Source organism: Sphingomonas sp. P4_G3 (genome assembly GCF_056401105.1).
On sequence record NZ_JBFUJZ010000013.1, the window covers coordinates 42105 to 53839 of the forward strand.

The 11735-nt window shown below is 64.5% G+C and carries 10 protein-coding genes; 2 read left to right on the top strand and 8 right to left on the bottom strand.

All coding sequences use genetic code 11. The annotated features are described in order from the left end of the window. Positions 1-47: 47 nt before the first annotated feature. The gene (locus tag AC1DQQ_RS20830) at positions 48-1316 is read left to right on the top strand and encodes a DUF445 domain-containing protein (RefSeq protein ID WP_478046644.1); all 1269 of its coding nucleotides are present in this window, start codon (positions 48-50) and stop codon (positions 1314-1316) included. A gap of 185 nt (positions 1317-1501) precedes the next feature. On the opposite strand, the gene AC1DQQ_RS20835 is transcribed toward AC1DQQ_RS20830, so the two are convergent. The 8 genes from AC1DQQ_RS20835 to hisS all read right to left on the bottom strand — a co-directional run bounded on the left by AC1DQQ_RS20835 (position 1502) and on the right by hisS (position 10996). Further along, a complete protein-coding gene (locus AC1DQQ_RS20835) occupies positions 1502-2167 on the bottom strand; it encodes an HAD family hydrolase (protein ID WP_478042921.1) in 666 nt (221 codons plus the stop codon). Positions 2168-2250: 83 nt separating this feature from the next. Further along, on the bottom strand, positions 2251-3813 hold the full coding sequence (locus AC1DQQ_RS20840; RefSeq protein WP_478042920.1) for a DUF4139 domain-containing protein: 1563 nt from the start codon (positions 3811-3813) through the stop codon (positions 2251-2253). A 16-nt stretch (positions 3814-3829) separates the two neighbouring features. Beyond that, positions 3830-5299: a DUF4139 domain-containing protein gene (locus tag AC1DQQ_RS20845; protein WP_478042919.1), complete on the bottom strand. Its 1470-nt coding sequence runs from the start codon at positions 5297-5299 to the stop codon at positions 3830-3832. Positions 5300-5445: 146 nt separating this feature from the next. Beyond that, positions 5446-6153 (bottom strand): DNA helicase, encoded by a 708-nt coding sequence (locus AC1DQQ_RS20850; protein WP_478046645.1) that lies wholly within the window; start codon positions 6151-6153, stop codon positions 5446-5448. Positions 6154-6552: 399 nt separating this feature from the next. After that, positions 6553-7377 (bottom strand): DUF4167 domain-containing protein, encoded by an 825-nt coding sequence (locus AC1DQQ_RS20855; protein ID WP_478046646.1) that lies wholly within the window; start codon positions 7375-7377, stop codon positions 6553-6555. A gap of 263 nt (positions 7378-7640) precedes the next feature. Then, positions 7641-8498, bottom strand: a complete 858-nt coding sequence (gene prmC / locus AC1DQQ_RS20860; protein ID WP_478046647.1) for a peptide chain release factor N(5)-glutamine methyltransferase — start codon at positions 8496-8498, stop codon at positions 7641-7643. Positions 8499-8555: 57 nt separating this feature from the next. Continuing rightward, entirely contained in the window at positions 8556-9638 is a 1083-nt protein-coding gene (gene prfA / locus AC1DQQ_RS20865) for a peptide chain release factor 1 (protein ID WP_478046648.1), read from the bottom strand. Next, the gene (gene hisS / locus AC1DQQ_RS20870; RefSeq protein WP_478029820.1) at positions 9635-10996 is read right to left on the bottom strand and encodes a histidine--tRNA ligase; all 1362 of its coding nucleotides are present in this window, start codon (positions 10994-10996) and stop codon (positions 9635-9637) included. Before hisS ends, prfA begins: the two co-directional genes overlap by 4 nt. A 50-nt stretch (positions 10997-11046) precedes the next feature. On the opposite strand from hisS, the gene AC1DQQ_RS20875 reads away from it, so the two are divergent. Then, the gene (locus tag AC1DQQ_RS20875) at positions 11047-11685 is read left to right on the top strand and encodes a DUF1345 domain-containing protein (protein WP_478046649.1); all 639 of its coding nucleotides are present in this window, start codon (positions 11047-11049) and stop codon (positions 11683-11685) included. Positions 11686-11735: the final 50 nt, after the last annotated feature.

Genomic DNA, 11735 nt, shown 5'->3' on the forward strand with positions numbered 1-11735 from the left:
CATAAGGAGGGCTTGAACAATCCCGGCTTTGGGGGATTGTTTCGGGCATGAAGTTGGCGCGACTGTCCGTTCCCGGCCCGACTGCCGCGCCCCCTGCCCTCAGGCGGATGCGGCTGGTCGCCACCGCTCTGTTGGTGGCGATGGCCGCGCTCTACCTGGTCGCGCGCGCGCTGGGCGATCGTCACCCCCTTTGGGGATTCGTCCGCGCCTTTGCCGAAGCGGCAATGGTCGGCGGACTGGCCGACTGGTTCGCGGTGACCGCCTTGTTCCGCCACCCGCTCGGCCTGCCCATCCCGCACACCGCGATCGTGCCGAGGAACAAGGACCGGATCGGCGACACGCTCGCGCAATTCCTGCGCGATAATTTCCTGATCCCACGCGTCGTCGCCCGGCGCATGCAGGGCGTTGACGTCGCCGGCGCCGCCGGCCGCTGGCTGGCCAGCCCCAAGGGCGCGAGCGAAGGCCGGCTCAGGCGCGGCGCGTCGCGCTTGGCCGCCGACATGCTCGAATCGCTCGACCAGGAACGGCTGGGCGGGATGGTGCGGACGACGCTGGCGCAGCGCCTGCGCTCGCTCGAAATCTCGCCATTGCTGGGCAACGCGCTGAACGCCGCGATTGCCGATAACCGCCACGTGCCCCTGCTCGACGGCATCATCAAATGGGCGGCCAAGGTGCTCTCCGCTAACGAACCGGTGATCCGCGCGATGGTGCATGAGCGCGCCGGATCGCTGATGCGCTGGACCGGGCTCGACGAGACGCTGGCCAACAAGATCATCGCCGGGCTCGACGGCATGATCCAGGACATGGCGTCGCAGCCCGACCACCCGCTGCGCGCCAAGGCTGAGGAAGGTCTGGCGCAGCTCGCTTATGATCTGCAATTCGACCCCGTGATGCGCGAGCGGGTCGAGGGGTTCAAGGCGGAGATGCTCGACAATCCCGCGCTGTCGGACTGGTGGCAGGGCATTTGGGAACAGATGCGCGGCGCGATGCTGAAGATCGCGCGCGATCCCGATGCGATGATGGCCGGGCGGTTCGGTGAGGCGCTCCACCAGCTCGGCGTGACGTTGCAGGAGGATCCCGAGCTCGCCAATACGATCAACCGTTTCGCGCGCCGTGCCGCGGTCGGCACCGCGGCCGATTATGGTGACGCGATCGTGCGATTGGTGTCGGAAACGGTGCGCGGCTGGGACGCGCAGACGATCACGCGGCGGCTGGAGAATGCGGTCGGCCGCGACCTGCAATATATCCGTATCAACGGTACCCTGGTCGGCGGGCTGGTCGGGCTCGTGATCCATGCGGTGGATGTATTGCTGTAGGATTTCGGCTCCCCTCCCTGCCAAGGCAGGGGTTGGGGGTGGGTGCGCGCGTCTGCGCGCCCAACAGACTCGTCGGCCGATCGTCAAAAAAGCATCGGACGAGGCTTCGAGCCTCGCCCGATGCTAAACCCACCCCTTACCCCCTCCCTTTCAGGGAGGGGGAAACCAACCGCAATGGCCTGAACCTACCGCCAGCGTAGGACAGTCCAGCCCTTCTCTCCGGCCAACGCGAGCAGCGGCGCATGCGGGTTAACCGCGAAGGCTTCGTCCGCCCAGTCGAGTGTCGGCGCGTCGGAGACGTGATCGGAATAGAAGCGGACATGAGCGTCCCGGCGCGCGATCCTCTCGCGCGCCATCCACGCTTCAATCATGCGAAGCTTGGCATCGCCATAGCAATTCTCGCCCGCGATGCGTGGCAGCAGACGACCGTTTTCGAGTGTCGACGGCGTCGCGATGACGTCGCTGATGCCCAAGGCAGCAGCGATCGGGCGAACGTAGAAATCGTACGAGGCGGTCGCCATCACCACGCGATAGCCCGCCGCGCGGTCGGCCGCGATGCGTGCGCGGGCATCGTCCCAGACCTTGCCGACGACGATTCGGTTTGCGAAACGCGCCGCGGCTTGATCGACCTGGTCAATCGCCGGCCGCCGTCCGATCACCAGCCGCTGCGTCATTTCCTTCAGCCGCGCGCGATCGATGCGTTTGCCGAGATAGAGCGCGGCCGGCGCAACGCTGGCGGCTAGCGCCGCGAGTCGCCACGGCCGCCGTCTGGCCCAGGCGCGGAGGAACGGCATCCAGGTCGGCGATCGGGTGATCGTCTTGTCCATGTCGTAAATGGCGAGCCGTTGCATCGCCCTTGCCTTAGCCGCGAATTCGGCAAGCTGAAACGGTCCGCCACGTCCGGCCGACGGCACCTGAGCAAAGCTGGACTGTCCTACCGCTTGCGATCGTCGCGCACGGCGTAGGATAAGGTCGCGGTACCGTTCGCGGGGATAATCGTCGTCCAGAAAGACGCACCGTCCTTCCTCCCCAGCCGACTGCTCGATCGCGCGATCTTCTCGTAATCGTAGAGGTGAATCTTGGTCTCGTAGGTCACTGGCCAGGGCTGGTCGTTGGTGACGGTCAGCGTATAGCCGGTGGTGCGGTCGTTGGGACGGCGGCGTGTGCCCACCACTCGCGCCGATACGCTCTGCGGCTGGCCCATGCGGAATTCGACCAATTCGTCCACGGCTTTGTCGTCGATCGCCGATTCGCCGACCAGCAGCATCTGTCCGTCGACGTCGCTGAAGACCGCCGCCTTGCCCGCCGGCATCGCGGCACCGAGCCCGTTGGCGGTGGTGTTCTTGCCGCGCAGCAGCAAGCCGGTCTGCGCGTTCTCGCGCATAATATCGCTGACATAGATCGGCGCGAGTTTGACGCCGGACTTGTTCATCAGCCCGACCTGCTTCTGCGATTGCGAGGCGACGGTGACGCGGGTCGGGAAGCGATAGAGTTTGAGGTCGCCGAGCGCCTCGACCGTCGCCACTTTCGCGTCGGCCATAAAACCGGCCCGGCTTGCGGAGACCACGAGTTCCATCGGTTCGGGCGGTGGGGGCGGCGGCGGCGGTGCGGGCGCTTCCCGCACAGCGTCGGCGGAATAGCGCTCCTCATTGGACAGATCATATTCCGGCAGCGGCCAGCATTGCAGCGGCAGGTAGCTCGACGAGACGAAATTGCGCGGACCGTAATTGCTATTGGCGGTGCGATTGATCTTGCCCGCGACGACCTGGGTATCGGCATCGACGAAGCTGGTGACGTCGGTCGATGCGAGTGTGATCCATGCGAACAGATCGGCGCTTTGTCCGTCCTTGCGCATCGCGATGACATAATCCGCCTGCCAGTCGAACCCGCCCGACAGATAAGACAAGGTCAGCGTCACTTGGCGCTGAGCCTTGGCCGTCGTCCTCACCGACAACGTTGGCTTGGCTGACAAGCCTTCGGGCACGCCGTCATAAACGATCGCTTCGGGCAGGCCGGAGCAGCGCAGGTCACCATAGGCCCCGCCGAACTGGAGCACGGCCGCGCCATTGGCCGAGGAGCGCAAAGTCGCTTGGAGCAACTGCGCCTTGCCCGTCGCAGGGTTGGTGCGGCGAACGAGAACGCGACGGCCTAGCGCGCGCTCGAACAGCGAGCGCGGCGACAGCAGATTGGCGTCGAGATTCTTCTCCTCGACCCCGTCGGGCAGCCCCGACACCAAAGCGCTTTCGGGCAGGATGTTGCCGGCGACACCTTCGAACCGGATCACCGCCGGCCCGGCGGGAATGGTCACCGTGCGCGTTTCGGTGACCAGCGCGAAGCCCTGCGGATAGGACCGGTTGATGGCGCTTTGCGCCCCGCGATTGGGGTCGCGATAGAGTGTCACCGATACCTTGTCGGGGCCGGCGGAGGTGATGACGGTCTGCGCGCGCGCTGGCACGGCGCCGGCCAGCACGAACAGCAACAGCAAGGCGGCGCGCATCGCGCGGATCCCGCCGTCAGTACCGGGTGTCGAACGCGACGGTCAGCACGGTCGATCCGTTGGCCGGCACCGTCACATGCCACAGCCGCTCGTCGAGCGACCGTTGCTCGCCCTTGATCGATTCGCTCGAAACGCGCGTGTCGTGCCAGTAAGTGCGGTCGAGCCCGGCCTGGACCAGGTCGACCGTGACCGGTTCGGGCCGCGCATTGGTGACCGTATAGCTCATCGTCGTGCGCCAATAGGTGACTTCGTCCTCGCGCTCGACGACGGTCGGCTTGCCGCCGTCGACCGAGATGCGGAATTTCTCGGTTCGCTCCCATTCCCCGCTGTTGATCTTTTCGCGCTTCTCGACCGCCGGCTTGATCTTGACGTCGAACGCCTCGCCCGTGCGGATCGCCAGGGTCGACCCCATCGGCGTGTGATCGATGCGATTCTCGCCGATGAATTGCGGCTGGCCCTTGGCGTCGCGGATATAGACGCGGACCGTCCCCGCAGGCAGCGCATCGCCGAGTCCGCCATCTCTAGAACTCGAAAAGCTCAACACCGTGGCGGCGCTCACGGGATCGCTCGACGAGCCGTACCAGGCGTTGCGATATTGATAGAGCTTCTTCGCCGGCACGCCGCCGACCGACAGGAAGCTGACCTGCTTCTGCTGATTGGGCGCGATCGTGATGCGGTGGCCGACCGGGTAGAGATAGAAATCCCCCAGCCGGGCGCGTCCCGAACGCTCGGTACCCGGGAGCGTGCCCGGCGCCATGCCGGCATTGCCGCCGCCCTGCCCCGGCGCGCCCGCGACCAGCATTGTATCGGCATTGGTGAAGGCGACATTGTTGTCGTTCCTCAGCGTCACCCAACCCTGGACATCGATCGTGCTCTTCGCTTCGTCGAACAGCGCGACATAATCGGCATTCCAGCCGAGTCCGGTGGTCAGATAGCTGAGCGTCGCCGGGCGCGTACCACCGCCCGAAGCGTCGAGCGAGATCGACAAGGTCGGCCGCGCGCGCAAATTGGGCGGCAGCGAATCGTAGACCACGCGCACCGGCAGCCCGTCGTCGCGCAGCACCTCGATATTGTTGCCGATCTGGAGCACGACGCCGCCATTGGTCGCCAGCACCTTGGCGCGCTCACGGGTCTCGGCGCCCGTCGCCGGGTTGGTGCGGACCAGCGTGATGGTCTGGCCGACCGCCTTCTGGATCAGCGCGCTCGGCGACAACAAGTCATAGTCGAAATTCTGTTCGACGATCGACGCGCCGTCGACCGACAGACGCACCGTCTCTGGCCGGATGCGGTCGGAGACGTCGGGAAATTCCTGACGGTTGACACCGTTCGCCAGGGCCAGTCGCCTTGTATCCTGGATCAGCGCCAGGTCGTTATTGTAGATCGTGACCGAGACATCACCCTGCGCCGAGGGCTGGGGCGCCGTCTGCGCCAACGCGACGCCCGGCACCAGCAACAAGACCGAAACCGCCAATCCGCGCATCACCATCCCCTTGTCTTGTTTGAGACAAAGCTAGCGTATTGGCCGGTGAACGGAAGCTGAAAGATCGTGGAAGCTGCAATGTCGTGTCCATTCCGGAGCGATCGAGAGATGAGCTATCGTCCGAGCGTGGCTCAAGATGCCGCTTCGAAACACTACACGACATGCTGAAGCCGAGTTTCGCCAGCGTGCAGGAAACAGGCCTTCGAGAATATGCCTGCCGGTATCGGGTTAGGGAGGCGAACGTCGTCAAGACTAGGCAAAGGATCGCGCTTAGGATCGAACGAACGGTCGATCTGCGAAATGAAGCCAAGGATGACCCCGCTTTTCCTGGCAAATCCGCTCAACACGCGCATCTGTTCCGAAAGCGGTGGCTTGCTTCTTTGCTGATCCAAAATTTGAAGATAGTCGATGAGAGCTACGGTTCCTGTTGGCGAACCGGACAGATATTGTACGATAAGATTTGCGCTTATGTCGCCCGACGTCACGATTTCCGGTGCGTGCCTGACCTCTCCATTATTTACGGATAGGACGAGCTGCATCGCCTCCTCAGCGGCATATTCCAGCGTGAAGAGGACAGCCCGCCTCCCGTCGCGGGCAGCATCAAGCAAAAGCTGTATGCCCAGCAGAGTTTTGCCCTGTCCCGGACGAGCGCCAAGCAAAAGCATATCACCGTCGGCTAGCTTCGGCAGCAATGCGGACGCTGGCGAGTTCGCCGTCATGCATGCGGACAGCGCGCTCCAGGCGCGAAAGCCTTCCTTGCGGGCAATCCGATCCTGCGCTTCATGCAAGGGGACTTTTTCGGCTCGCGCCAATAATTTGGCCCGGCGCTTTAGCTGATAGATCGGTACGGATAGGCGCATCGCAAACCTCCATTCCGAGCCAGAAACGCAATCCCTCCTTATGCGAACGCTCGAACAGATGGTCCGATGACTCTCGTCGCCCCGTATGTGCGATACTTCCCCAACTGGAGGGAGGAGGCGCGGGCCAAGCCTGTTCCGCAAGCTATCCCGGTCACACGAGACGGGCAAGCCTAACGGCAGAAAAGTATACAAAGAGGCCTTTCTCGAAGGCTGGCGCGAGTGGCCGATATTGGGCCGCAAGCCGTCATTTGCGGAAGCCGTTCAACGCTGGGCTAAGGCACAAAACAAACCGCCCGGGCGGAACGGGTCCGACCGGGCGTTTCATTCTGTCATCCCAGCGAACGCTGGGATCTCAGGCAATCGGGATACGGCACGAGGCCAGCATCGGGTTGACGGCTATTACTCGGCGGCGTCGGCAGCCGGTTCGGTCGCACGCGGCGTGCGGCGGCGGCGTGGCTTGGGAGCGGGCTCTTCCTCGCCTTCGGTGCCGGCCGAAATGCCGAGCGACGGCGGGAGCAGCGACGCGTCGAAGGTCTCACCCTCGCTCGCCTCGACCACGCGCGGTTCGCGGCGCGGACGCAGGCCCCGGCGCGACGGACGCTCGGCGCGTTCCTCGACCGGTGCAGCGACCTCAGCCACCTCGACACTGTTCACCTCGTCGGTGTCGTTCTCGGCATAGCCGTTCACGTTGCCGTTGGCGCCAGCGTTGACGTTGGCATTGCCGTTATAGCGATTGCCACGATCCTCGCGCGGTTCGCGATTGCCGCGATCCTGACGATTGCCGCGGTCGTCGCGATTGCCACGATCGTCGCGATCCTGGTTGCGGCTCTCCCGGCGCGGTTCGGCCTGGATCTCGCGGCGTGGCTCCTGGCTCTCGCCCTCGGCGCCATCGTCCTCGTAACCCTCATCCTCATCATCGAACGCGTCCTCGCGGCCGCGGCGCTGTTGAGCCTGATTCGGGTTCTGCTCTTCGAACCGATTGCGATTCTCGGCGAGGACGCGGAAATAGTGATCCGCGAACTGCAGATAATATTCGGTGTTGACGCGGTCGCCCTGACGTTGTGCCTCGGCGGCGAGCGTCTTGTACTTCTCGAAGAGCTGGTTCGCATTGCCCCGCGCGCGGTTGTCGATGCGGTTCCCATTGTTGCCGTTGGGATTACCGCCGCCACCCTGGCGCTGGCCACCACGGCCGCGACGGCGGCCGGCCTGACGATTTATGTTCAAAGTCCTGTGGTCCTTGTGTTCAAAACAAACCCGGCCTTGCTCCAAGAGGATGCAAATCCCACGCGCCACCCGCGCCGAACCCGAAACTTGGGTGGAGGCGCGAAAGGCCTGTCATGGCCGCCGGACGAGCGGCCTAATGACGATGGATTGGGCAGGCCCGCGATTTCAACGACTTGTCGATTGAGATCGTCTGCCCCTTCGCGCTCAATAGCGGGTGCGGGGCGTTTGTCCAAGAAGAAATATGTATCCGGAGTGTGTCATTTTCAAGGTGTGGCGATGACGCACCTGTCGCGCCCGGCCAGATCGCGGCGAACCGCGACCTTCAGGCCCTGCGCGATCAGCAAGGCGGAAACCGCTTCGGCCTGGGTCGCGCCGATCTCGATCGCCGCCATGCCATCGGGCGCGATCAGGGGCGGGAGCTGGGTGGCGATGACACGATAGTCGTCCAGACCGTCGGGGCCGGCGAACAACGCCGCGCCGGGCTCGTGCTCGCGCACCTCGGCCGGAAGCGATTCGTCGGCGGCGACATAGGGCGGGTTGCAGAGGATCAGGTCGAAATCCCCCGCGACGCCATCGGCCCAGTTGCCTTGGCGGAAGGAGGCGCGATTGGCCAGATTGAGTAACTCGGCATTGCGCCGGGCGTAGGCGAGCGCCTCCGGCGACGCGTCGATCCCCAGGCCATGCGCTTCGGGCCAGTGCGCCAGCGCGGCGAGCAGCAACGTTCCCGGCCCTGTTCCGAGGTCCAATATCCTCAGCGGCGCCTCGACATCCGGCAGGTGTTCGATTGCCGCCTCGATCAGCGTCTCGCTGTCTGGGCGGGGGATCAGCACGCCGGGGCCGACCGCCAGGCTGATCGTCCAGAAGTCGCGCGTGCCGGTGATATAGGCGATTGGCTCATGCGTGAGGCGCCGGTCGATCAGCGCGGCGAAGGTGGAGGGCGTGGGGTCATCCAGGTGCCGCAACAGCAATTGCTCGCGCGTCGTACCGAGCGCGTGCGCCATCAGCAGTTCGGCATCGAGACGAGGGGTGTCGGAGACGGCCGCGAGGCGCTGTGTCGCAGTGGCAAGCGCTAATCTTACTCCCCTCCCGTTTGCGGGAGGAGTTGGGGGAGGGCGTGTCATGCGCCCCGGGGAGGACACACGCCCTCCCCTAGCCCCTCCCGCAAGCGGGAGGGGAAATCAGCCATCCAGCGTCGCCAGCCGCTCGGCTTCGTCCTCGGCAATCAGCGCGCCGATCAATTCGTCCATATCGCCTTCGAGGATTTCGGGCAGGCGGTGCAAGGTCAGGTTGATGCGGTGGTCGGTCACGCGGCCTTGCGGGAAATTATACGTCCGAATGCGTTCCGAGCGGTCGCCCGAGCCCACCATCGCCTTGCGCGTGCCCGACCGCTCGGCGGCGAGCCGCTCGCGCTCCGCTTCGTACAAGCGCGTTCGCAGCACCTTGAGCGCTTTCGCCTTGTTCTTGTGCTGCGACTTCTCGTCTTGCTGGATCACCACCAAACCGGTCGGCAAGTGCGTGATGCGCACCGCGCTGTCGGTGGTATTGACCGACTGTCCGCCCGGCCCCGACGAGCGATAGACGTCGATCCGCAGATCGCGCGCCTCGTCGATCTGGACGTCGACATCCTCGGCTTCCGGCAGCACCGCGACGGTCGCTGCAGAGGTGTGGATGCGCCCGCCACTTTCGGTCACCGGCACGCGTTGCACGCGGTGCACGCCGCTTTCGAACTTCAATTTGGCGAACACGCCCTTGCCTTCGACCGAGGCGACGACTTCCTTGAAGCCACCGGCTTCGGAGGTGGAGGCGGAGATCAGTTCGACTCGCCAGCCCTGCCCTTCGGCATAACGCTGGTACATGCGGAACAGGTCGCCCGCGAACAGCGACGCCTCGTCACCCCCGGTCCCGGCGCGGATTTCGAGCATCGCCGCGCGTTCGTCGGCGGCGTCGCGCGGCAACAGCGCCAACGCCAGCGAGCGCTCGGCCTCGGGCAGCGCGACGCGGATCTCCTCGATCTCCTCGCGCGCCATCGCCTTCAGCTCACCATCGGCGGCATCGTCCTCGGCCATATGGCTCAAGGTCGAGAGTTCGGCGCGCAACCGGCGCACTTCGCCCGCGGCCTTGGCCACCGGCTCGATCTCGGCATATTCCTTCGACACCTGGACGAAGCGCTCGCCCGACAAATCGCCGGTCGACATCAACGCCGACAATTCGTCGCGCCGCGCCTCGATCTGCGCGATCCGCTCGGGAGAGATGGAGGTCATGCGGCGCCCGTCTCGGCTGTCCACAACCCCTCACGCCACTCCTCGAGCATTTCCTCCAGCACCGAATCGCCTTCGACATCAGCGTCCGCCACACCCGTGGAATAGAGGAACGCCGCATGCAGAAGAGCATCAACATCGCTGCCCGCAATGCTCAATTGCTTGCCCGTACCCAGCACCTTCACCGTCAATGTCCGGTTGGCCACCTCTTCGTCGCCGAGCAATATCGCAAGGGACGCCCCTTGCGCGTTCGCCTTCGACAGACGCCGTTTGAGATTGCCCTTGAACGCCATATCGGCTGACGCGCCCGCCCGGCGAAAGTCCGCCAACACGGATAAGGCGATGGCTTCTGCTTCCTCACCGAAGGGAATGATCGCAACGGCAACGCGTTCCGACTCTTGCTCTTCAAGGAGCATCGCCAACCGCTCGACACCGGCCGCCCAACCCACGCCCGGCGTCGCCGGCCCACCCAGCGACTCGATCAGGCCGTCATACCGCCCGCCCGCGAGCACGGTGCCCTGCGCGCCCAGCCGGTCGGTGACGAACTCGAACGCGGTGTGGCGATAATAGTCCAGCCCACGCACCAGCCGACCGTTGCGCGTCCACGCCACGCCCGCCGCGTCGAGCCCTTTGGTAACCTTCTCGAAGAAAGCTCCCGCCTCACTCGTCAGATGCGCGTCGATGTCCGGCGCGGCGTCGGCAATCGGGCGATCGCGCGGATCCTTGCTGTCGAGGATCCGCATCGGATTCTTGTCGAGCCGGACGAGGCTGTCTTCGGACAGTTCGCCGCGATGCTGCTCGAAATGCGCGACCAATGCCGCGCGCCAGGCATCGCGCGTCTCGGCATCGCCCAACGTGTTGAGCTGCAAGGTCACGCCATCGGCAATGCCGAGTTCGTGGAGCAGCTGATCAGCAAAGGCGAGCAGTTCGACATCCGCCGCCGGCTCGGCCGCGCCGATCACTTCGGTGTCGATCTGGTGGAACTGGCGATAGCGCCCTTTTTGCGGGCGTTCGTAGCGGAACAGCGGCCCCGAGGTAACCAACTTGAGCGGCGCATATTGCTGCCAGCCCTGAGTCAGATAGGCGCGGCACACCCCTGCGGTGAATTCGGGGCGCAGGGTCAGCGAATCCCCGCCGCGATCCTCGAACGTGTACATTTCCTTGGAAACGACGTCGGTGGTCTCGCCGATCGAGCGCGCGAACACCTGAGTGTCCTCGAACACCGGCAGGTCGACACGCTGAAACGCGTACAATTTGCGGACATGATCGAACGCCTCGAGCACGCGGGCAAAGCGCCGCTGCTCGTCGCCGAAAATGTCCTGGGTGCCTCTGATCGGCCGGGGTGTCTCGATACGCGCCATGTTGGCGGCGCTCTCTAGTAGACGTGTGCGTCGTGCGCTAGCGTTTCGTCATGGCGAACATGCATCTCGGTCACCGGCTCGCGCCTCCCCGCTTCATTGCATTCGTCGCGATCTTCGTTGTGGGACTGTTCTTTACGATCCCGGCCCAGGGTTACGGGCGGGGCGCGATGATCGCGTTCGATATCGCCGCCGGTATCTTCCTCATCTCGATCATGCCGCTGTTCGCGCGCGGGACGGCCGAGCAGATGCGCGCGGCGGCGCAGCGCAACGATGCCAATCGCGCCTTTCTATTGTTGCTCACCGTCGTGACGTCGATCATCATCATGGTCTCGGTGGTGACCGAAAAGCTTGAAAAGGCGACGCCCTTCACGATCGTGCTGGTGCTGGTGTCGCTGGTGCTCGCCTGGACCTTTTCGAACATGATCTACGCGCTCCACTACGCGCATCTCTATTATCTTCCGGCAGAGGATAACGAAGACAGCGCCGGGATCGAATTCCCCAATTGCGACGACCCGGATTATTGGGATTTCGTCTATTTCAGCTTCACCTTGGGCATGACCTTCCAGACCAGCGATGTCGACATCACGAGCCGTCGCGTCCGCCGCGTCGTCACCGGCCATTGCCTGGCCGCGTTCGTCTTCAACCTGGGCGTGCTGGCCTTCACGATCAATTCGATCGGCGGCGGTTAATTCTACTGTTTCCGTAGCGTTAGCTACTGGACGGCGGGTGTATCGCCGTC

Coding starts and splice junctions, on each gene's coding strand:
- AC1DQQ_RS20830 (WP_478046644.1), top strand. CDS start 48: ATGAAGTTGGCGCGACTGTCCGTTCCCGGCCCGACTGCCGCGCCCCCT.
- AC1DQQ_RS20835 (WP_478042921.1), bottom strand. CDS start 2,167: ATGCAACGGCTCGCCATTTACGACATGGACAAGACGATCACCCGATCG.
- AC1DQQ_RS20840 (WP_478042920.1), bottom strand. CDS start 3,813: ATGCGCGCCGCCTTGCTGTTGCTGTTCGTGCTGGCCGGCGCCGTGCCA.
- AC1DQQ_RS20845 (WP_478042919.1), bottom strand. CDS start 5,299: ATGGTGATGCGCGGATTGGCGGTTTCGGTCTTGTTGCTGGTGCCGGGC.
- AC1DQQ_RS20850 (WP_478046645.1), bottom strand. CDS start 6,153: ATGCGCCTATCCGTACCGATCTATCAGCTAAAGCGCCGGGCCAAATTA.
- prmC (WP_478046647.1), bottom strand. CDS start 8,498: ATGACACGCCCTCCCCCAACTCCTCCCGCAAACGGGAGGGGAGTAAGA.
- prfA (WP_478046648.1), bottom strand. CDS start 9,638: ATGACCTCCATCTCTCCCGAGCGGATCGCGCAGATCGAGGCGCGGCGC.
- hisS (WP_478029820.1), bottom strand. CDS start 10,996: ATGGCGCGTATCGAGACACCCCGGCCGATCAGAGGCACCCAGGACATT.
- AC1DQQ_RS20875 (WP_478046649.1), top strand. CDS start 11,047: ATGGCGAACATGCATCTCGGTCACCGGCTCGCGCCTCCCCGCTTCATT.